The 22,028-nt window shown below is 36.7% G+C and carries 21 protein-coding genes and 1 tRNA gene; 12 read left to right on the plus strand and 10 right to left on the minus strand.

Annotated elements, in window-relative coordinates; translation table 11 throughout:
• Positions 1 to 166: 166 nt before the first annotated feature.
• The 6 genes from KI363_RS08755 to KI363_RS08780 form a co-directional block, all read right to left on the minus strand.
• Complete coding sequence (locus tag KI363_RS08755) at positions 167 to 817, minus strand: amino acid ABC transporter permease (RefSeq protein ID WP_158320542.1); 651 nt, start codon at positions 815 to 817, stop codon at positions 167 to 169.
• A 12-nt stretch (positions 818 to 829) separates the two neighbouring features.
• Positions 830 to 1,483 (minus strand): amino acid ABC transporter permease, encoded by a 654-nt coding sequence (locus tag KI363_RS08760; protein ID WP_158320541.1) that lies wholly within the window; start codon positions 1,481 to 1,483, stop codon positions 830 to 832.
• 70 nt (positions 1,484 to 1,553) lie between these two features.
• A complete protein-coding gene (locus tag KI363_RS08765; protein ID WP_158320540.1) occupies positions 1,554 to 2,375 on the minus strand; it encodes a transporter substrate-binding domain-containing protein in 822 nt (273 codons plus the stop codon).
• Between the two features lie 16 nt (positions 2,376 to 2,391).
• Positions 2,392 to 3,120, minus strand: coding sequence for an amino acid ABC transporter ATP-binding protein (locus KI363_RS08770; protein ID WP_158320539.1), 729 nt, complete (start codon positions 3,118 to 3,120; stop codon positions 2,392 to 2,394).
• 335 nt (positions 3,121 to 3,455) lie between these two features.
• Positions 3,456 to 3,917 carry a hypothetical protein gene (locus KI363_RS08775; RefSeq protein ID WP_212966126.1) on the minus strand — a complete coding sequence of 154 codons (462 nt, stop codon included), beginning with the start codon at positions 3,915 to 3,917 and terminating at the stop codon, positions 3,456 to 3,458.
• Positions 3,880 to 4,365 (minus strand): alpha-helical endospore appendage domain-containing protein, encoded by a 486-nt coding sequence (locus KI363_RS08780; protein WP_212966127.1) that lies wholly within the window; start codon positions 4,363 to 4,365, stop codon positions 3,880 to 3,882. The genes KI363_RS08775 and KI363_RS08780 overlap by 38 nt, the downstream gene beginning before the upstream one ends.
• 187 nt (positions 4,366 to 4,552) lie before the next feature.
• On the opposite strand from KI363_RS08780, the gene KI363_RS08785 reads away from it, so the two are divergent.
• A complete protein-coding gene (locus tag KI363_RS08785; RefSeq protein WP_212966128.1) occupies positions 4,553 to 5,056 on the plus strand; it encodes an apolipoprotein A1/A4/E family protein in 504 nt (167 codons plus the stop codon).
• 142 nt (positions 5,057 to 5,198) lie between these two features.
• Here KI363_RS08785 and KI363_RS08790 read toward each other — a convergent pair whose 3' ends face one another.
• Both KI363_RS08790 and KI363_RS08795 read right to left on the minus strand, forming a co-directional pair.
• Complete coding sequence (locus KI363_RS08790) at positions 5,199 to 6,416, minus strand: multidrug effflux MFS transporter (RefSeq protein ID WP_212966129.1); 1,218 nt, start codon at positions 6,414 to 6,416, stop codon at positions 5,199 to 5,201.
• 295 nt (positions 6,417 to 6,711) lie between these two features.
• A tRNA-Val gene (locus KI363_RS08795) sits at positions 6,712 to 6,784 on the minus strand.
• A gap of 338 nt (positions 6,785 to 7,122) precedes the next feature.
• On the opposite strand from KI363_RS08795, the gene KI363_RS08800 reads away from it, so the two are divergent.
• The 8 genes from KI363_RS08800 (at position 7,123) to KI363_RS08835 (ending at position 16,969) form a co-directional block, all read left to right on the plus strand.
• Entirely contained in the window at positions 7,123 to 7,788 is a 666-nt protein-coding gene (locus tag KI363_RS08800) for an HAD family hydrolase (RefSeq protein WP_373306762.1), read from the plus strand.
• A 242-nt stretch (positions 7,789 to 8,030) separates the two neighbouring features.
• Positions 8,031 to 8,186 (plus strand): hypothetical protein, encoded by a 156-nt coding sequence (locus KI363_RS08805; protein ID WP_191967323.1) that lies wholly within the window; start codon positions 8,031 to 8,033, stop codon positions 8,184 to 8,186.
• Positions 8,187 to 8,295: 109 nt separating this feature from the next.
• Positions 8,296 to 9,063: a (S)-benzoin forming benzil reductase gene (locus KI363_RS08810; protein ID WP_212966130.1), complete on the plus strand. Its 768-nt coding sequence runs from the start codon at positions 8,296 to 8,298 to the stop codon at positions 9,061 to 9,063.
• 131 nt (positions 9,064 to 9,194) lie between these two features.
• A complete protein-coding gene (locus KI363_RS08815; protein WP_246516814.1) occupies positions 9,195 to 10,121 on the plus strand; it encodes an AEC family transporter in 927 nt (308 codons plus the stop codon).
• A 23-nt stretch (positions 10,122 to 10,144) separates the two neighbouring features.
• The gene (locus tag KI363_RS08820) at positions 10,145 to 10,786 is read left to right on the plus strand and encodes a hypothetical protein (RefSeq protein ID WP_212966131.1); all 642 of its coding nucleotides are present in this window, start codon (positions 10,145 to 10,147) and stop codon (positions 10,784 to 10,786) included.
• A 126-nt stretch (positions 10,787 to 10,912) separates the two neighbouring features.
• Positions 10,913 to 11,971 carry a M42 family metallopeptidase gene (locus KI363_RS08825; protein WP_212966158.1) on the plus strand — a complete coding sequence of 353 codons (1,059 nt, stop codon included), beginning with the start codon at positions 10,913 to 10,915 and terminating at the stop codon, positions 11,969 to 11,971.
• Positions 11,972 to 12,152: 181 nt separating this feature from the next.
• A complete protein-coding gene (locus KI363_RS08830) occupies positions 12,153 to 13,736 on the plus strand; it encodes a peptide chain release factor 3 (protein ID WP_158320530.1) in 1,584 nt (527 codons plus the stop codon).
• Between the two features lie 158 nt (positions 13,737 to 13,894).
• The gene (locus KI363_RS08835) at positions 13,895 to 16,969 is read left to right on the plus strand and encodes an efflux RND transporter permease subunit (protein ID WP_212966132.1); all 3,075 of its coding nucleotides are present in this window, start codon (positions 13,895 to 13,897) and stop codon (positions 16,967 to 16,969) included.
• 106 nt (positions 16,970 to 17,075) lie between these two features.
• Here the strand turns inward: KI363_RS08835 and KI363_RS08840 are convergent, their stop codons facing one another.
• Entirely contained in the window at positions 17,076 to 17,270 is a 195-nt protein-coding gene (locus tag KI363_RS08840; RefSeq protein WP_057982340.1) for an alpha/beta-type small acid-soluble spore protein, read from the minus strand.
• 230 nt (positions 17,271 to 17,500) lie between these two features.
• Between KI363_RS08840 and KI363_RS08845 the strand changes: the two genes are divergently transcribed.
• Complete coding sequence (locus KI363_RS08845; protein ID WP_212966133.1) at positions 17,501 to 18,856, plus strand: TrkH family potassium uptake protein; 1,356 nt, start codon at positions 17,501 to 17,503, stop codon at positions 18,854 to 18,856.
• Between the two features lie 36 nt (positions 18,857 to 18,892).
• On the plus strand, positions 18,893 to 19,879 hold the full coding sequence (locus KI363_RS08850; RefSeq protein WP_212966134.1) for a diaminopimelate dehydrogenase: 987 nt from the start codon (positions 18,893 to 18,895) through the stop codon (positions 19,877 to 19,879).
• A 426-nt stretch (positions 19,880 to 20,305) separates the two neighbouring features.
• Here KI363_RS08850 and KI363_RS08855 read toward each other — a convergent pair whose 3' ends face one another.
• Entirely contained in the window at positions 20,306 to 21,370 is a 1,065-nt protein-coding gene (locus KI363_RS08855; protein ID WP_246516815.1) for an acyltransferase family protein, read from the minus strand.
• Positions 21,371 to 21,682: 312 nt separating this feature from the next.
• On the opposite strand from KI363_RS08855, the gene KI363_RS08860 reads away from it, so the two are divergent.
• Entirely contained in the window at positions 21,683 to 21,937 is a 255-nt protein-coding gene (locus KI363_RS08860; protein WP_158320525.1) for an aspartyl-phosphate phosphatase Spo0E family protein, read from the plus strand.
• The last annotated feature ends 91 nt before the right edge of the window (positions 21,938 to 22,028 follow it).

A 22,028-nucleotide genomic window follows, 5' to 3' on the forward strand; every position in this document is an offset into this window, starting at 1 on the left:
CACCTTGCTTTCATTTTTTCCTTCTAAGACTTTCTCGTTATTTTAACATAAAAAGAAATAGAAGGGGATTAAGAAGAAAGCGATAATTGCAAAAAGGTACCTAAAAAACGAAGGGAAAGTCTACCCTTCTTTTTTTCAGGTGCCGAATAGTAAGATATAAGGTAAATCATGCTTGCCTTAGCTCAAGTCTTCTTGCGACCAAAGATAATGCATAGTTCACGAGGAAGTATACGACCGCAATAAGCATGAAAATTGGGATGACATACTGTTGGCTTTGTGCTTGAATAATTTTTGCATTATGAAGCAATTCTGGTAGTGAGATGATTACCGCAAGGGACGTATCCTTTAAAAGCGAGATAAATTGGCTGACAAGATTCGGTACCATTCTCTTCAATGCTTGGGGGAGAATGACCTTCCGCAAAGCTTGCAAATAGGTGAGACCAGAGGAGCGTGCCGCCTCCATTTGTCCCTTTTCAATTGAATTCAATCCACCTCTGACAATTTCCGCAATCATCGATGATTCAAAAACAACTAAGGCTACAATAGCTGAGAAGGTAATACTTAAGTTAATACCGATTTCAGGCAATGCTAAATATGTAAACAATATAATTAATAGAAGTGGCAAGTTTCGGATTGTTTCAACAATTACGACAACAATTTGTGAAATGACAGGTATTCTGGTGAAGCGAATCGTTCCAAGTATGCCGCCAATAATAAAACTAAATAGTATGGCAATAACCGCTACTTGTAATGTCACATAAAATCCTTGCATTAGGAAAGCTAAATTTTCTGGCGAAAATGCACCTGAAAAATCCATTTTGCCCCCTCCTTAATAGGTATTTGCGAGTCGTTTTTCTATATATCTGACGCCTACACTTAATGGAATGGTGATTATTAAATAAAGTAAGGCGACTAATATGTATACATCAAAAACAATAAAGGTTTTAGCTGAAATAAGATCTGCTTGGTACATCAAATCTGCACCGGAAATCAGCGCCAAAATCGATGAGTTTTTCACTAAATTTATAAATTGATTGCCGATTGGTGGTATAACAATTTTAATTGCTTGGGGTAGAATAATCATTCTCATTGTTTGCGTATACGTTAGCCCCGATGATCTTGCAGCTTCTGTTTGCCCTTTTGGAATAGATAGTATGCCAGATCGAATGGCTTCCGCAATAAACGCTGAAGTATAAATAGAAAGGGCAATGGTCCCTGCAGTAATACCACTAAACCTTATTCCAATCACAGGTGTTCCGATAAAAAAGAAAAAGGCGATGACGACCAAAGGGATATTTCTAAAAAATTCTACATAGGCGGTCCCAACCCAACGTAATGGAGCAATCGGTGTAATTCGCATTACGGCGATAATGGTTCCAACTATGAAACTAGCTACTAATGCTGTTAAACTTGCGACTATTGTAACTTTAAAGCCATCCCAAAACATATCAGAGTAATCTACCAAGATTGAGAAGTCCAACATATCTCCCCCCATTTCATTTAATTAGGATGAGCATCAACTGCTCATCCTATCAATGAATCTATTTAAACGATCAGTCCAAATCAATCCATTTGCTATAAATCTCATCATATTTTCCATTATCTTTTATTGCTTTCAGGGCATCATTGATTGCTTCTACTAGCTCTTTTTCCCCTTTTTTCACTCCGATTCCATAAGGCTCTTCAGTGAATTTACCTCCTACCAATTCGTAAGAATCATCTTCCGAAGCCATACCTAAAAGAATGGAATCATCCGTCGTTAATGTATCACCTTGGCCTGATTTCAGTGCAGTAAATGCTTCTTGATAATTTTCGTATTCCAGTACTTTAGCATCTGGGGCTACTTCACGAATGTTAACCGCCGAGGTGGAGCCTTTTACTGCAAGGACAGTAGTATCCTTTGATAGGTCATCAACACTTTTGATCGGGCTGCCTTTTTTGACTAATAGGGACTGGCCTGCTTCAAAATAGACATCAGAAAAATCAACTTCTTTTTTACGTTCGTCCGAGATTGTCATCGTTGCGATGATCGCATCAATATCCCCTTTGTTCAATAGCGGAATTCTTGTCTTTGATGTCACTTCAACAAATTCCACTTTGTTTTCATCACCAAGTATTTCATTTGCTATTTGCTTGGCAATATCAATATCGAATCCTTCCACCTCTCCTGAAGCAGGATTCTTTAAACCAAAGAGTTTTGTGTCGTTTTTCACACCAAAGATAATTTTGTCACGTTCCTTAATGGCTTCAAGCACGTTTTGGTTCTTATCACCACTCCCGCTTTTTGTGCCACTTTTGGTACCGCATGCACCTAAAAGAATAATAGACAGTAAAGCCACTAGCACCAAAACTGATAATCTTTTTAGTTTCTGCATATTCTCTCTCCTTTTTTTAATGATTTAGTATACGACTAAGAAATAATTTAGCCCGTTCGTCTTGGGGATTTTGGAAAAATTCCACAGGATCGGCCTCTTCAAGAATTCGCCCTTCATCAATAAAGATAATTCGGTCTCCCACTTCCTTGGCAAATCCCATTTCATGGGTCACTACGACCATTGTCATGCCTTCTTTGGCAAGCGCCTTCATAACATCTAAGACTTCACCAACCATTTCCGGATCGAGTGCAGAAGTGGGCTCATCAAAGAGTAAAATTTCAGGTTTCATAGCAAGTGCTCTTGCAATCGCGACACGTTGTTGCTGTCCGCCTGAGAGCTGAGAAGGGTAGGAGGAAGCTTTATTTGGAATCCCAACTTTTTCTAGATAGAACTCAGCTGTCTTTTTGGCTTCTTCTTTTGATTTCCGTAAGACATTGATAGGAGCAAGGGTAATATTTTCAAGGACTGTTTTATGTGGGTATAAATTAAAATGTTGAAATACCATACCTATATGCTGCCTTACTTTATTAATGTCCGTCTTTTTATCATGGATTTCTTTATCTCCAACCGTTAGAGAACCGTCGGAGATTGTTTCAAGTTTATTGATGCATCTCAGTAAAGTACTTTTTCCAGACCCCGATGGACCAATAATGACCACTACTTCTCCTCTGTTAATTGTTAGGTTAATGTTTTTTAAAACATGAAAATCCCCAAAGTATTTATTCACATTTTTAAAGGAAATCATATCTTTCCCCCTTTCCATTGACACAGATATAAACTTTCCAGGATGCGAAACCGCTTTCCCTTTTTGATACATTAAAAGATTCCCCGAAGACTTTAATTCTTAGGCATAAGTACTAGTTCCTCCCCTTGGACATTAGAGAAAAAATTTTCCCATTATTATGTATCTTACCTTTAACTTTATATTATATTACTAAATTAAAAAACAGAATACAAGGGGAACAATGATGCAAATTGGGTATGAATTTGTTTTTATCAAAACGTTTAGAGCAGGTGGAGAGAAACCATTCATTTTCTCCACCTGCTCTGTTTGTTGCGTATTCAACATCTCCCTATAGGTCAGGAGGAAATCGGATTGAATACATGGGATGTTAGCCATTTTGTTTCTGGATTGTTATCAATGTTTTTCTGCTGACTAATATATTCTAGCCACAATAAATCCTCTAAAATACTAGTGTGTAAACTGGAAATTCTCCTTATATTATATAAAGAAGCCAAACATCCATGGGAAAAATAATAGGTGTCTTTCATCGTTTCTCCTGTTTCTCTAATCAAGTCTTCACTCTTCAAAGGAATTTGTGCATGCTCCGTTAACTCATATCGGTTGATTAAAAGTTTCATAAATAATTGTATATTTTCGTACGAATGTACGATGGACTGGATGATGATTTTCTCATCGATTCCGGTTGAATGCATCGTTTTCCAGAGAATGAGTAAACTTTTATGGAGAGTGATAATGGAAATCCATAAACCAAATAATGAATCATTCGGATCGATCATCCGACAGTTCTTGGGGTTCATCTTGACCACCTAAGTTCTCAGGAGTCGATTCATCAGAAAGTTCTTTGTCACCCTGCAATGTATTGCCTTCCTCATTGGATTGAGTCTCCTGAAGTTCATTTAAATCCCCGTTTGAATTTTCATCCAATTCATTATTGAACAGATTGTGAGAGTGGGAGGACATTTGTCTTTCATCAAATGCAAAAATTTCTTCTAGCTTGTTTAATAAATACCAATCCTTCATCACAGCCGTTCTTAATAAATGGAGGGCAGATTTATTCATCGTAATAATTTCTTGATTGGAGGGATGAGTTGGAAAATTGTATTCATTCCCTATAAAGGCATGGATTTTAGAAGCGCCAGCATTCAAAAGATTAGCTAATGCCATTTCTTCATGGATGATCGACTCTAACAAATGATCAATGACTTCTTGGCGCGATGTATGATTAGGCCCGTCGGGCATGTTCATTCATAAACCTCCCTTACGCATGATCTCAACATTATTTTATTGGATGTTTCTGAATACGTGAGCAGATGGCAAGCCCATTATATGGAAGGTATTAAATACGTTATGGCAAAATGGATAAACCGAGTAATTCGTCGCTTCGTCCAGAGCCAAAGGTGAATTTGTAAAAATTTGACCTAAAATGTCTAAAATGAGTTATAATAGAATTAATGTCAAGGAGGTGAGGAAGATAGACTATCAACCGTTTATTGATGCAATGAAACTTGCTTTGGAGGAAAATAATGACACCTTAATGAAAGCTATGCGATCGGACATGCAAGAATTTAGGGAAGAGATGCGTTCCGACATGCAGGAATTTAAAGAAGAGATGCGTTCCGACATGCAAGAATTTAAAGAAGAGATGCGTTCCGACATGCAGGAATTTAAAGAAGAAATGCGTTCTGACATGCAAGAATTTAAAGAAGAAATGCGTTCTGATATGCAAGAATTTAAAGAAGAGTTACGTTCTGATATGAAGGAATTTAAAGGAGAAATTCATCAGCGTATAGATGTACTAGATAACAATATGGATCAACGATTTAAGGAAGTGGTTGTTTCACTTAAGAAAATTGAAGAAAACAATGATTATCTACAATCGAAATTTATAGAACATGACAAAGAAATCTATCGGTTGCAGAAAAGAGTGGGTATGTAACTCTAAAATAGTACTCCACGAAGATGCCCCTAAATAAGTCCTCATAATTTAGAAGATCAAACAAGGATTTTTCCAATAAGTTTATGGCCCACAGGATGCGGGTCAAAATAAAAGGCGACCCCGCAAGGTCGTCTTTTGTTTTCTAAGATGCGTATTTACTCTTAACGCGGGCTGGAGCTTTGCTTGCTAATCCGTAAAAGGACAGAGAGGCAAGCAATGCTGCGCAAAAAATAAGGACGCCCATTGGCACAGCTGAATATTCTCCGGCGATTCCGACAAGGGGAGCAGAAATCGAACCAAGTATAAATGGAAGTAATCCCAATAAAGCCGCTGCACTTCCGGCAATATGCCCTTGTGTTTCCATCGCCAATGAAAATGAGGATGTTGAAATAACCCCCATGGATGAGACAAAAAAGAAAATCGGAATAACGACAGTGAAAAGAGGCCCTTTGAAAAATACAGCTAAGAGTAAAGCGCTACTGGCGATTAACGCCATCGATAAACCAATTTTTAAGAAGCGTGTTTCCGAAACCCTATCCGCAAATCGACCGACAACTTGTGTGCCAATCATAATCCCAATACCATTCATCGCAAATAAAACACTGAATAATTGTGGAGAGGTTCCGTAGATATTTTGATAAACAAAAGGTGTTCCAGAAACATAGGCGAAAATACCTGCTGAAATAAAACCTTGTGTAAGCGCAAATCCTAAAAATTGGCGGTCCATGATTAGAGACAGGAAGTTTCTAAAGGTTTGTGCAATATTACTGGGTATTCTGTTCTCTACAGGAAGAGATTCATTAAGTTTCAAAGAAACGAATGTAACTAAAAGGATCCCGATAAAACCTAATACAATAAATACACCATGCCAATTCGTAAACATCAAAATACTACTACCAGCAACGGGTGCGAGAATAGGTGCAAGATTATTGATGAGCATAAGCAATGCGAAAAACTTCGTTAATTCCCGACCTTGATACATATCACGCACAACTGCACGTGAAATCACAATACCGCCTGCAGCAGCAAACCCTTGTGTAAATCGAGCAGCGATAAACACGGAGATATTAGGTGCAAAAGCACAAAAAATGGATGCGACAAAATATAGGAATAGAAAGATTAATAATGGCTTTCTTCTTCCCTGTACATCACTCATTGGTCCAATAATTACCTGGCCAATTCCAAGTCCTAGTAAGCAAGCTGTTAAACTCACCTGCACAAGAGAGGCGTTTGTATGGAAATCTTGGGTTATAGTTGGGAATGAAGGGAGATACATATCAATGGTGAGGGGCCCTAAGGCTGCCAACGATCCAAGTAATAAAGCCAATTTAACCCTTGAATTTTTATCGAAACGTTTCAAATTTTATAAACTCCTTTCTTTTAAAATACGATTCTATAACAACAAAAAAGGAGATAACCTTTATCTCTCAAAAATAAATTTACTATTCCGATATAAAACCTCAATCCGACCTCTACACATTATACGATAGTTATAGGGGAAAGGAAATGCTTTACTTTCAAACATCTGAATTTTAAAAATGATTCTAAGAAACGGAAGGAAGTTCGAAGGTCATTGTCGAATAATTTAATACAAACTTGACCAAAGCATATAAAAAAACTTGGATCCCAAACAAGAAATCCAAGCGTGCAGTTAGTGATTCTGACTGGTCTCGAACCAGCGACCTCCACCCTGTCAAGGTGGCGCTCTCCCAGCTGAGCTACAGAATCAAATATGTAATGAAAGACAATTTTTATTATATATGGTTTTAGAAATGAAGTCAATAATTTTCTTTATTTTGCTTGAAAATAACCGGCGAAATCGAAAGGAGGATATTAATTGCTCATTAATAAGACAACTGGCAAAAGAACGGTAAATCCTTTCGCATAGGAGGAAATGATTCATCTGTAGGAAAAACATTTGAAAGTGTTGAACATCACCATAAGGGATTTTTCAATTTATTTGAGGATACTGACATTGAGAAATCCCTTGATAGGGGGAGGGGTTAACGAATTCATGACCTATAAGAATCACTAAAAACAAGAAATATTAGGAGGAATTTGCTATCATTCATGCCGTATTTTTTGACTTGTTTGAAACACTGATTACGGAGTTCGAAAATAACCAAAGAAAAGCAACATATTCCATAAAAGATTTAGGGATAGATGAAAAATTATATAAAAAAGAGTGGGCGGCCAGGAGAGGCAGGCGAATGGATGGTTCATTTCCAGACCATCAAAGTGTGTTAAGGGATATTGTAAAAACATGTGGAAAACCAATCAACGAAAGTGTTATTGAAAGTATTCACCAAGAAAGAATAAAGGCAAAATCAGTCCCTTTTAAAAATCAAGACAGTGAAATAATGAATATGCTTCAAACACTTAAGGATCAGAAAATAAAGATAGGTTTAATCAGTAATTGTACAGCAGAAGAAGTCGAAGGGTGGAAAGAATCAATATTTGCCGATTTGTTTGATGATGTTGTTTTTTCATACAAGATAAAACGGGCTAAACCCCATTCCGAAATATATTTAACCGCATGTGATCATTTAAAGGTTTCTCCAAAAAATAGCATTTTTGTCGGGGATGGAGGTTCAAATGAATTACAAGGGGCTGTAGCAGTAGGAATGAAAGCGTACCAAGCTACATGGTTTCAGCCATCATTTATAAGTGAGGAAATTTTCGGATTTCCAAAATTGCAAAAGCCGATGCAAGTAGTTGATTTAGTGAAATGACTATAAATGCCATCATAATATTAATTAAATAATGAGGAGAATCCCTGTCGCATTGTGTATGAATATGTTTCACGAAAAGTAATCTTATTCATTGACACTAATGAATTTTACATGTCATAATAAAGTAAAATCTTATTATTTAGTGGGGGAAGCCATTGATCAAACTACCCTAAATGAAATGATTTTTGATAAAATTATAAGATTTATAGATTATGTAAAATATATTGTGGAGGTTTCGCATTATGACGACAAGCGCAGATCCTGGGAAATATACGGTAAACTCAACCATCTCGTTGAAAGGCATTGTCAAAGCTATTTTCAAAGATACTGTTCATGTCCAAATAGGCGGGAAGATTATTACACTCCCTCTTTCCAAAATAAATAAAGAACTCAGCTAAGACGTTTATTTGCAACTAGAACAGATAAAAGATGGTTAAGAGCCCAAAATGTTGGGTTCTTTTTTTTACGAAGGATGGGGCATATTATAATAGATGGGGAGTGATTAGGGTGGATATTTATATCATAACAGGTGCTTCAAAGGGAATTGGCTTAGCTTTAGGTAAGCAATTGCTTCAGAATAATCATCAGCTTATTTGCGTCGCCCGGACAAAAAATGTGGCTTTAGAAAAACTGGCGAAAGAAGAAAAATGTCCATTACTCTACATAGAACAAGATTTAGCTCAAACAGATGAACTCCCTAACTTAATGGATCAAATCTTTCAAGCTATTCCTGATGACTTTGAATCGATTACCTTGATCAATAATGCAGGGATTGTTGAACCGATTGGAAAAGTGGAAAGTCATTCACCTGAAGCAATCGCTAAGAGCATTGCAGTTAATTTAACAGCTCCGATGATACTTACATCGCTATTTATGAATAAATTAGAAAATAAACCAGCAGTGAAGAAGATTATTAATATTTCCTCAGGGGCTGGCCGTCATCCATATAGTGGCTGGGGTTGTTATTGTGCTGGGAAAGCGGGGTTAGATCATTTTACAAGGGTCGTATCAGAGGAACAAGCAAATAAAGAAAATGGAACAAAGATCATCTCGATTGCCCCGGGGATCATTGATACAGGAATGCAGGAGAAAATACGATCTGTTAAGATGGAGGACTTTGAATTAGTTGATCAATTTATTGGATATAAAGAAAATAACCAACTGCAAACGGCTGATCAAACAGCAGAAGCCTTAATCAAATTAATTCAAAGTCCAAGGTTTCTTCAATTGGACCCAATATCTGACATACGAAACATAGGGATTGAATTAGAATAGCATCTTAATGAAATAGCAGATGAGTATGTAATAACTTTTTTAATGAATATAATTATCCTTATTTTAAGCAGGAAATTTTTGATTTTTGTCGAAATTTATTGTAATACAATGTAAAATGGGGGAAGGGTTATTTGCTATCAAATCTGTCAATTATTTTTACAGAAATTATTTTGCCTGTTTTTATCTTAATTATGATAGGGGTTATTTTACAGAGAAAATTTAAGTTAGATTTGTATACGCTTGCTAAAATCAATATTTACTACCTGAGTCCGGCTCTTATCTTTATAAAGCTTTATGAAAGTGTGTTTTCTCCGGCCGTATTCTTTGGCGTAATCCTTTTTTGTTTACTTTTTGTCTTTCTGTTATATGTTTTAAGTTCGTTAGTGGCCCAATTCTCGAAGATGGAAAAACCAAAGAAACTAACATTTGCGAATAGTGTTGTTTTCTATAATTCAGCAAACTACGGTATTCCTGTGAATGATTTAGTTTTTAAGCACGATCCTTTTGCTATGTCTATTCAAGTTATTGTCGCCGCCTTTCAAAACACTTTCCTTTTTTCGTATGGAGTTGTGTCGTTGAAGTCCGTGTCGATCGGGAAGTGGAGAGCCATTTTAGATTATTTTAAAATGCCTTTGTTCTATGCGATGACTTTAGGTATATTGTTGAATATATTCCATGTATCTTTACCTGAGTTTTTATTGACTCCTATTTCATACATATCAGATGCGTTAATCGCAATAGCCTTATTGACTCTAGGCGCGCAAATTGCTCATATACGTGTTTCATTTGCTTATTTACCTTTATATTTAAGTATGTTCTTCAGACTGCTAATCGGACCAGCCATTGCACTAGCGGGACTATGGTTGGTGGGGATTGATGGAGTGGTAGCACAGGCATTACTGATTTCAACGGCTATGCCAACATCTGTTAATAGTTCCATAGTCGCACAAGAATATAATAACGAGCCTGAGTTTGCTGCACAAACTGTTATTGGCTCAACATTACTAAGTTCAATTACACTTACACTTGTTATTTATACTGCATTAAGGATTTTTTGAACATAGAGAGAGAAGGGATCTGGATGAAAAGACCTTTAAGAGAAATTTTATCGGAAATGTCAACCAATGAAAAAATAAAATACATATGGGAGTATTATAAATATTATATTATCGGATTTATTGTATTGGTTATCTTCATCGTTTATACCGTTTATAGTATTGCAAATAAAAAGGAAGATATATTGAATTTTGTATTGATTACCGACTACGCAAGTCCCGAACAAGTGGAACTGGTAAAGGATGAAATCCAAAAAAATCTTTTAACTAAGGAAGAAAGAGAATCTTCAAATATTATTCTCCAAACGTTGAGGCTGAAAAGCGACGATATGCAGGCAGGGATGGAAATGCAAAAATTAGCTGCCCAACTGTCGGCTGGTGATATTGACTTTTTTATTGCAGATCAAGATTATTTTGATCAGATGAATCAGGAAGGGCAATTATTATCATTTGACGAGCTTGAAGGCATATCAGAGTTGACTCTTCCAGAGGATCAATTAGTTTATGGGGATGATCATGAAATAAAAGGAATAAAAATCACTTCAGAATCTATTTTCCAGGGACTTATCCAAGAAGATGAGGAAAAAATTCTTTTTACCCCTATCAATGTTAAAAATAAAGAAATGATTGCGCGGTTTGTTCAGTATTTCATTGAAAGTGAACAGTAATAGGTCAGATTATGGAAAAGCTACTTTACAAAGGAGGTAGCTTTTTCTTTCTAGAAATACTATAAAATTAATAGATGTGCTACTATTTAATAAAGGTAGATTTTTGTTATGAAGGGAATTGTGAATATGAATTTTCAACCAAATAGTAAAGAAACTTTTATGCTTATCAAAGAACTTGTTTCTATTCCTAGTCCGTCTGGAAATACAAAACAGGTGATTGATTTTTGCGAACAGTATTTACAAGGTCTTGGGTTAGATATGAAACGTAATCGGAAAGGTGGATTATTGGTTACTCTTCCTGGTCGAAGAACGGATCAGCATCGGATGTTAACGGCCCATGTTGATACTTTAGGGGCAATGGTGAAGGAAATTAAACCAAATGGAAGACTAAAATTATCGATGATCGGTGGTTTTCGCTGGAATTCTGTAGAAGGGGAATATTGTCAAATTGAAACAGAAACTGGAAAAAACTATTCAGGTACGATTTTAATGAAGCAGACTTCCGTGCATGTATATAAAGATGCTGGTGATGCGAAAAGGAATGAAGATAATATTGAAGTTCGAATTGATGAAAGAACCGAATCTGCTGATGAAACAAGGAAGCTTGGGATTCAAGTGGGAGATTTTGTCTCCTTTGATCCGCGAGTACAAGTGACGGAAGGTGGTTATATTAAGTCACGCCATTTGGATGATAAAGCAAGTACTGCAATATTATTACGATTGATTCGATACCTTAAGGAAAACGAAGTAACCCTTCCTTATACAACTCATTTTTTGATTTCGAATAATGAGGAAATTGGTTACGGAGGAAATGCAAGTATTTCCCCGGAAACGGTTGAATATTTAGCTGTTGATATGGGAGCATTGGGTGAAGGACAGGCCTCAGATGAATACACCGTTTCGATCTGTGCAAAAGATTCAAGTGGTCCTTATCATTACGGATTAAGAAAGCATCTAATCCAGTTGGCCCGTGAAAACAATATTGATTACAAAGTAGATATTTATCCTTATTATGGATCAGATGCCTCGGCGGCAATTCGCTCAGGATATGATATTGTGCATGGTTTAGTTGGTCCTGGTATTGAAGCTTCGCATGCTTTTGAACGGACGCATGAGACCTCTTTGATTAATACGGAAAAACTGCTTTATGCTTATGTGTTGTCCTCAATCACAACAATCGAGTGAAGGGATATGAAACCGTCCAAAAGGTAGGTTCACTGCCATTTGGACGGCTTTTTTTGTTTCCGTTCAACTCTATTATCCAAGTTTATACGTCACTGAACAGGCGCTTGCGCATTTGGTTCTTGAAATTCTTGACTTGAGGGAATATGATAATACAAGACTTAATTTTGGAAGGAAAATCATAATGAATAAATATTCTTTAAAGGAAGAAATAGAATCAAGAAGAACTTTTGCCATCATTTCCCACCCAGATGCCGGGAAAACGACGATGACAGAAAAGCTTTTGTATTTTGGTGGAGCGATCCGTGACGCTGGAACTGTAAAGGGGAAGAAAACAGGAAAATACGCGACATCAGACTGGATGGCGATTGAGAAACAACGGGGGATTTCCGTTACCTCTTCTGTTATGCAGTTTGACTATAATAATGTCCGGATTAATATCCTTGATACACCAGGACACCAAGATTTTAGTGAAGACACGTATCGTACATTAATGGCTGTGGACAGCGCCGTTATGATTATTGACTCTGCGAAGGGAATTGAGGAACAAACCTTAAAGCTATTTAAAGTTTGTCGGATGCGTGGAATCCCCATTTTTACTTTTATTAATAAGTTGGATCGGCAAGGACGGACACCTTTAGAATTATTGGCAGAATTGGAAGAGGTTTTAGGGATTGAATCCTACCCTATGAATTGGCCAATTGGAATGGGCAAAGAATTTTACGGAATTTATGATCGTTATCATAAACGGGTAGAACAATTTCGTGTGGAAGATCAAGAGCGATTTCTTAAATTAGACGAAACAGGCGATATCAGCGGTGATCATCCAATTAAAGAGACCTCTTTATACCAACAAGTTTTAGAAGAAGTCCTTCTTTTAGATGAAGCAGGGAATGAATTTTCAGAGGAAAAAATTCAAACAGGTAAGTTAACCCCTGTATTTTTTGGAAGTGCCTTAACGAATTTTGGCGTTCAGACTTTCCTCGAAAGCTATCTAGATTTTGCGCCTGCCCCTCAGCCACGTCAAAGTATAGACGGACCTGTTGACCCAGCAGCAGAACAGTTTTCTGGGTTTATTTTCAAAATCCAAGCCAATATGAATCCGGCTCATCGCGACCGTATTGCTTTTTTGCGAATTTGCTCGGGGCAATTTGAACGAGGAATGAATGTGACCTTAGCGAGGACGGATAAACCGATTAAGTTATCGCAGTCAACACAATTTTTAGCAGATGATCGCAGTACAGTGAATACGGCTGTAAGTGGTGATATTATTGGCTTGTATGATACAGGTACTTATCAAATTGGGGACACTCTTTTTGCAGGGAAGCAAAAGATCCAATATGAGAAACTACCTCAATTTACACCAGAACTTTTTGTTCGGGTAACACCAAAAAATGTCATGAAGCAGAAAAGTTACCATAAAGGAATTCAGCAACTGGTACAAGAGGGAGCTATTCAATTGTACCGGACATTCCGGACGGAAGATTACATCCTTGGAGCGGTCGGTCAGTTACAGTTTGAAGTATTTGAACATCGGATGAAGAATGAATATAATTCTGATGTGATTATGGAATCGATGGGGTCGAAAATTGCTAGATGGATTGAAAATGATAAAATTGACGAATCCTTATCAAGTAGTAGGAGTATGTTAGTGAAGGATCGTTATGACAATCCATTATTTTTGTTTGAAAATGAATTCGCGCTTCGATGGTTCCAAGATAAGAATCCAGATGTAACATTAAGTAATCCTATGGATGACCATGAATAAACAGTAAACCAAAATCCCTGTTCAAGCCTTAAAAGGCGATGAATGGGGATTTTTTGAAAAGGGAATACCAAGTGAATAGCATACTTCAAATTATTGTTCAATTGAGAAAGAATATTGCTATAATGTAGGCATTGACAAAGAATGAAAGGGGTTTTGTAGTGAATTTAAGCCAATTTTCAATTAGAAGGCCCGTTTTTACCATTGTAACAATGTTACTTGTCATCATCCTTGGAATTGTTTCTCTATTGAAGATTCCATTAACCTTAATACCTGACATCAATCCCCCCATCGCGGTCGTTGTTACTTCTTATCAAGGAGCGAGTCCGGATGAAGTGGTTGAAAAAGTAACAAAACCCCTTGAAGCGAATTTATCAACCTTACCAGGGATTAAAAATGTCAGGTCCTTCTCAGAAGAAGGATCAAGTCTTGTGTTACTTGAATTTTCTTGGTCTACTTCTATGGATGACATTCAAAATGATGTATTGCAAAGGATCGATATGACTCCAGTACCTGCAGATGCAGATAGACCTAAATTCATGAAATTTGATCCAACGCAATTTCCTGTTATTCAATTATCATTGAAGACGGAACAAAATGATAGGATTCAAACGTTAACCGATGATTTGGTTGATGAGTTGAAAAAAGTTGAAGGGGTCGCAAATGTCAACGTATCAGGGTCTATGGTTGATGAAGTACGGGTCATTTTGGACCAAAATAAATTAAAAAAATATCGCTTAGCTCAATCTGATATTGTACAAGCTATTCAAGCAAATCAAATTTCCATGCCAGGTGATACGGTCCTTACGGAAGGACAAGAATTAACAACTAGAGTCTTAAGTATGTTGCATTCGGCGGAGGAAATTGCTGATATCCCCGTTACACAGAATCCACGAACGGGCGATAAGATTCTTATAAAAGATCTTGCTGAAGTGAAAAAGCAGCCACAAAGGTCTACAAGTATTACGAGAGCCAATCAACAACCATCAGTACTATTAAGTGTTTTACAAGAAAGTGATGCGAATACAGCCAGTGTATCGAAGGCATTTCAACAAAAATTAAACGAGCAATTACAAAGAGAACAATTCAAGCAGATCCAATCAGATGTACTATTTGATCAAGGCGATTACATCAAAATGGCGATTAGCAATATTGCTTCTTCTCTTATTATTGGTGGATTGTTGGCCATGATCGTTTTATTTTTGTTTTTACGTAATGTAAAAAGTCCTATTATTGTTGGTCTGGCCATCCCTTATTCTGTGATCGTCACTTTTGTATTCATGTATTTTGCCGATTTTGCCTTCAATATTATGACATTAGGTGGACTTGCTTTAGGTGTAGGAATGTTAGTGGATAATGCGATCGTCGTAATTGAAAATATCTATCGCCACTTATCAATGGGAAAAGATCCGAAACAAGCAGCCCGCGACGGTGCGAAAGAAGTAGCTGGTGCGATTACAGCCTCCACTTTAACAACAATAGCAGTATTTCTACCCGTTGTATTTATAAGCGGAATTCTTGGGGAGCTATTTAAAGAATTTGCTTTTACAATATCATTCAGCTTAATTGCCTCACTATTTGTTGCTTTAACCGTGATCCCGATGCTTGCGAGTAGATGGTTAAAAACTCCGAAAGGGGATTATGAAGCAAAGAGGAGACGCTCCAAGTCACTAAATATGTTGGATCGTTCTATCCGTTGGGCATTAAAACATCGAATCGTCGTATTACTGATCGCATTCTTTCTCTTCATGGGTGGAATTGTTGGTATTAGTACTTTAGGTACACAGTTTTTACCTCCTACAGATGAAGGTTTCTTTCGTATCAATATCCAGCTGGAGAATGGAGCGGCTTTAAAGAAAACAGAAGAAATCGTGAGTAAAGTGGAAGATGAGTTGAAGAGGGAAGAAGATGTAGAAGTATATGTCAGTTTAATTGGTGCGACCCAGGAGTCATCTTTTCAAGATGGAGGAAAAGCGAATACAGCAGAAATGTATGTAAAATTAAAACCACTTGAAGAACGAGCCCAATCATTATTTGAATTTGTAGATAATATAAAACCGAAGATAGAAAAAGAAGTTCAGCAAATCAATCCTGCTGCCACCCTTCAATTTAATGTGGAAGCTGCGTCTGGATTAGCACCGCAGACATTGACATTTAATGTGTATGATACAAATAAGGAAAGACTGGAAAAAAATACTGAAAAAATTCACGATGCATTAAAGAAATTAGACAATGTGACGGAATTGGCGTTAAGCACAGCAGAGAGTGTGGAAGAAATCCAAATTCAGATCGACCAAAATAAAGCCTTTGATCTTGGACTCGCACCAGCTCAAATTGCCACGATCATTCATGATATGACGAGAGGTGTTCAAGCCTCACAAATTATATCTGAGAACTCAGATGTATATGAAGTCTTTGTTTCTCTCGACGAAAGTGTCACTAGGGATCTCGAAGAGTTAAAAAAATTACAAATTAGAAAGCCGGATGGATCCTTTGTAAAACTCGAAGACTTGGCAAGGATAGACAAAGGTGAAGGTCCTGTTGAAATTCAAAGAATGAACCAACAAGATGCCGTGCAGTTCACACTGAAATATAGCGCAGAAACAAACTTAGGAGCAGTGACAAAAGAAGTAAACAAGTCGATTTCCAATTTAAACATTTCAAATGAAACGCAAATTAGTTACAGTGGAGAGCAAGAGCTTTTGCAGGATTCAAAAGCAGATATGATCATGGCTTTGATTTTAGCGATCATCTTAATTTATTTTGTAATGGCCGCTCAGTTTGAATCATTTAAATATCCTTTTGTTATTATGTTTACTGTTCCCCTAATGGTGGTGGGGGTTGCCATTTCCTTGCTCATTACCCGCTTGCCCATGAGTATACCAGCTTTTATCGGCGTGATCATTCTGGCCGGAATTGTTGTAAATAATGCGATCGTGATTGTCGATTACATTAACCAAAAGAAGGAACAAGGAATGTCAGGTTTAGAAGCAATAGTGGAATCTGTAAAAGATAGGGCTAGACCGATTTTCATGACAGCTTTAACAACGATTCTTGGGCTTGTCCCCATCGCGCTTGGTATTGGAGAAGGAGCGGAAATGAATCGACCTATGGGAGTTACGGTTATTGGTGGTCTCTTAAGCAGTACCTTATTAACCTTATTTGTGATCCCTATTGTCTATAGTCTGTTTGATCCTGAGACAAGAAAGATGAATAAAAAAGTTGCAGAAAAGTAATGGCAACTTTTGCGCAAGCGTAGCTAATGAAAGAATAAAAAGCAAGTGAAGAAAAACGACTGAGTTTCTTCACTTGCTTCATTTTAAAGATTTAACATTTATCTTTTTACTGTTTGCCATTTAATTGTGCTTGAGCTTGTTTTACTAATCTCTTGGTGATTTCTCCACCAACTGAGCCATTTGCTCTTGAAACAGTATCCGAGCCAAGGGAAACACCGAATTCTTGAGCAATTTCATATTTAATTTGATCCATGTATTGTTCAATTCCAGGAACTAATAACTTATTACTTTGATTAGCCACTATGACTCCTCCTTTACGCTGATTTATCTTTAGTATGGTTAGAAGTATTAAAAGGATTCATGGAAATTTGCAATTGAATTTGTTATATATGTATGATTAGGAAGATACTTGAAGGGGATGTTCAAAAAGTCCGATCTTTTTGATCACGCATTAGAAAATAACATCTTTTCACGAATAATTTTTTCCTCTATGATAGAGGAATGCTTTGCTTATTTGGAGGATCCTATGGAATGAAACAATTAAAAAAACAAAAAATAACGAAAGTTACTCCGTTTCGAATGTTGGTTACGTATTATTTTATAACAGTAGCTTTATCAGCTATTGCGTTAAGTTTGCCATTTGCCCGTAAGCCTGGAGCGGATTGGTCCTTTATGGATGCCATCTTTACAGCTGCAAGTGCAGTCAGTGTTACCGGTTTAACAACAGTTAGTATTGTTGATACTTTTACAACCCCGGGAATTTTTCTTTTAATGATCGTTCTACAAATTGGTGGGATTGGTATTATGTCCATCAGTACCTTTTTCTGGTTGTTAATTGGAAAAAAAGTAGGGTTAAAACAAAGGCAATTAATTAGAACAGACCAGAACCAATTAAATTTATCTGGACTAGTTGCTTTATTAAAACAAATTGTGTACATCATCTTGATGATCGAACTTCTTGGTGCGCTTATACTGGGGACATATTTTCTAAGAGTATATCCCTCCTGGCAAGATGCATACTTGCATGGTTTATTTGCTTCGATAAGTGCGACAACAAATGCTGGTTTTGATATTACAGGGAATTCTTTGCTTCCTTTTGCCAATGATTATTTTGTTCAATTTGTGACGATGATTTTAATTATATTAGGTGCGATTGGGTTCCCTGTATGGATCGAAGTGAAGAATTTCCTTATGCATAAGGAGGAGAACATTCGCTTCCGTTTTACTTTATTTACTAAAATTACAACAACTACCTATTTCTTGTTATTGGGTATTGGCACAATCGTGATCCTGTTAATCGAATTTAGTCATTTTTTTGTCGGGAAGTCTTGGCATGAAGCTTTCTTTTATTCTTTATTCCAATCAACTTCCATGAGGAGTGCAGGTCTTTTAACATTGGATGTCAACCAACTAACACCTTCGACAGCCCTATTTTTGTCCAGTCTCATGTTTATTGGTGCTTCGCCTAGTTCAGTTGGAGGAGGTATTCGGACAACGACATTTGCTGTAAACATATTGTTTTTGTTTCATTTTGCACGGGGAAGATCCGATATAAAAGTCTTTAATCGAGAAATTCACCATGAAGATGTGATAAAATCTTTAGTTGTATTAATGTTAGCTGTTATTTTGGCAGGATTATCTGTTTTTATTTTATCTCTGTCAGAAGATGCAAGTTTAACTGCGATTATTTTTGAGGTAGCTTCTGCGTTTGGTACTTGTGGTGCTTCTATGGGAATCACAGCTGATTTATCAGTTTTAGGTAAATCATTGCTAATTTTGCTCATGTTTATTGGGAGGATTGGCATTCTATCGTTTTTGCTAACTATGGCCAATAACGAAAAAGAACCAGATTTTCATTATCCAAAAGAACGGGTGATTATTGGCTAGTTTTTTGAGAACGTAAATTAAGGAGGTTATGGTTTTATGGAAAATAAAATTAAAATTGGAATTGTAGGTTATGGTAATTTGGGAAAAGGTGTCGAATCATCCATTCAAGTAAATGATGATTTAGAACTTGTTGCTGTTTTTTCAAGACGAGATCCTTCAAGTGTTAAAACCCTTGGAACGAATGTGAAAGTAGAATCTGTGACAAATGTAGAGCAATATCAAGACAAAATTGATGTGATGATCTTATGTGGTGGTTCTGCAACCGATCTGCCTGAACAAGGTCCTCAGCTATCTGCTTTATTTAATACGATTGACAGTTTTGATACACACGCAAAAATCCCTGAATACTTTGCAAAGATGGATGAAGTAGCGAAAAAGTCAGAAAAAGTGAGTATTATTTCCGTTGGTTGGGATCCTGGCATGTTTTCTATGAACAGATTGTTAGGGGAAGCCATTTTACCAGTTGGGGATACATATACATTCTGGGGAAAAGGTTTAAGCCAGGGTCATTCCGACGCTGTCCGCCGTGTAGATGGAGTAAAATTTGCGGTTCAATACACAATCCCGATTGAGGAAGCAGTGAACCGTGTTAGAAATGGCGAACATCCAGAATTAGCTACAAGTGAAAAGCATTTGCGCGAATGTTACGTAGTGCCAGAAGATGATGCCAATACAGCGGAGATTGAGAAAGCTATTAAAACCATGCCTCATTATTTTGCTGACTATCATACAAAAGTTCATTTTATTACAGAAGAAGAATTTCACGCTAATCATTCAAAGATGCCTCATGGTGGTTTTGTGATTAGAAGTGGAAAAACAGGAGACGCTCATACACAAATCATGGAGTTCTCTTTGAAACTAGATAGTAACCCTGAATACACAGCCAGCGTATTGGTCGCCTATGCACGTGCAGCATACAAAATGAACAAAGCTGGAGATAGCGGTGCTAAAACGGTATTAGATGTTCCGATTGGACTTCTATCCGCCAAATCGCCAGCAACCTTACGAAAAGAATTATTATAATAAGAAAAGCGCAAGCGCCCGTTTAGCGACGTACAAACTTAAGGTAATAAGGTTGAACGGCTAAAGACGCGCCGTCCTGGCGCAACGCCGTTCTGACCAACATCCTGTTGGCCTGAGATAAAGGAAACACGCTGAACCACGAAAAGCGGAAGGCGGCTGCTTAGGGGCGACAAGCAAATGTTCCTGAACCTAGGAAGGGCGGTTTTCCCTTCATAGGTTCAGGGTTATTTGACCTCGAGCCCCTGCCGCCTGTAGCTAGACACCAGGGGTGAATCGATGTTGACTTATCGTAGGAAGGCACCGAAAGTTTGCTAGTCGCTGGGTGCTGGAGCCAGACAACATCAAAACTCAAGCTAAAAGCAATCCCAAGGAAAATTTTATAATTTTCTTTTAAAAAAATAGCATAATAAAAACACAACAACTGATTTAGTCAGTTGTTGTGTTTTTATATGCATTGTTTTTAGGTTCTTTTAGATTTTGGAGTAGTTGTTTCCATCTTGACCATTTTAATTCAATAAAAGGTTGAACAATGGCCGTTACTAACTTACTTGAGAGAATAAGCGTTAATATAAAGGAAACGATTACCAATATGAGTAAGCTTTGCATCGGCTCCAAATAATTTTCAACATTGCTTCCTCTAAATGTGCGAACGATGAATCCGTGTAACAAGTAAACATAGAGTGTATTGCGGCCCCATTTTGTAAAAAACAATCTTTTACGAGGCACAAATGCGAAAAAGCAACTCGCCATAATAAAATTCAAGGCATAAATCCCTGTTCTCGTAAAAATACCGAGAATGGTGATGTTTTGCAGCTGACTATAAGGTTTGGAACCGAGCAGCCACTTTTCATTCATGTCAGGGAAAATAACGAGTAAAATGATAACCGCCATAATTGGAATAGCAGTCATTAATCTTGCCTGAGTAGAAGTGAGCTTTTGAAAATGTTCCTTCTTTAAATAATAGCCTACAAGAAAGAATGGGAAAAACACAAAAGTTCTTGATAAGCTTAAAAAACTTGAAATCCAATCAATATAGCCGACAGCCAAGCCTATAGTAAGCGCAATTCCGATTGAATATGCTGGTTTCATCTTATTGAAAGCTAATAGCATCAAATGCCAGCAGAATAAGCTTAGTAGGAACCAAAGTGACCAATGTGGGTTTAGTAGATCTAACTCTAATGAAGATTTTCCAAATTGAAAATAATAAAAAATAGAGTAAATCGCTTGGAAAATCAAATAAGGTATAATGAGTTTTTTTGTTATTTTCTTTATATAGCCTTTTTGATAAATTCCTTTTGCAAAATAACCCGAGATCAGGATAAAGGCCGGCATGTGAAAGGAGTAGATGAATTTATAAAGTGTAGCAACGAATGTATTTGCATCGATATAAGATTGAATCAAATGGCCAAAGACGACTAAAAAAATCAAAATAAATCTTGCATTATCAAAATAAGAATCTCTATTTGCCATATCATTCACCGCTTTTTTCATGTTGTCATCATTCTACCCTTCATTATAAAGGAATAACATTACGGTTCAGTAAAGTTTAGATAACAAATATTTATCTTTTATCGAACAACTAAAAAACGACAAAAACCGATTCTTTTTTTGTTCCAAATCAAAAAATAGGATGTTTTTGCTTGGTTAACAGAGAAAGTTTAGCATTTTTAAAGGAAATTGTGAACAAATGATGATAAAGGTTAAAAAAAATGTCTACTTTTGCGAATCTATTTACTTTTAATAATAATGTTGAGATAATGGCATAGTTGAGTTTTGAGGAAATTAATTGGAGGAGAACGGGGTATGTATTATAGCGCAAAAGATCAAAAAATGTTGTTAGCGCAAATTCAAGAAAAGCGGAAAGAAATGTATTTATTTGGTGAGTTATATGGTTTGAACGCAGAAAAAACAATAATTTGCAGTCAAGAATTAGACTCAATGATGAATCAATACTATCAAGCGTATCAAGTGACAAGAAACTCCAATCAAAGTAGAATTCCAAGAAAAAGCGTGAATAACCAATTTGTTAAACAACAAAAATTTCAAACAGCAAAATAGACAGTTTTACATATAAGAGATATAGAAGCGATCATAGAACGATCAATGAATCGAAAATAAAATGAATCTGCATTTATTGAGGTTCTTGTCA

Source organism: Lederbergia ruris (assembly GCF_018332955.1).
Classification (GTDB): Bacteria; Bacillota; Bacilli; order Bacillales; family Bacillaceae_C; genus Lederbergia; species Lederbergia ruris.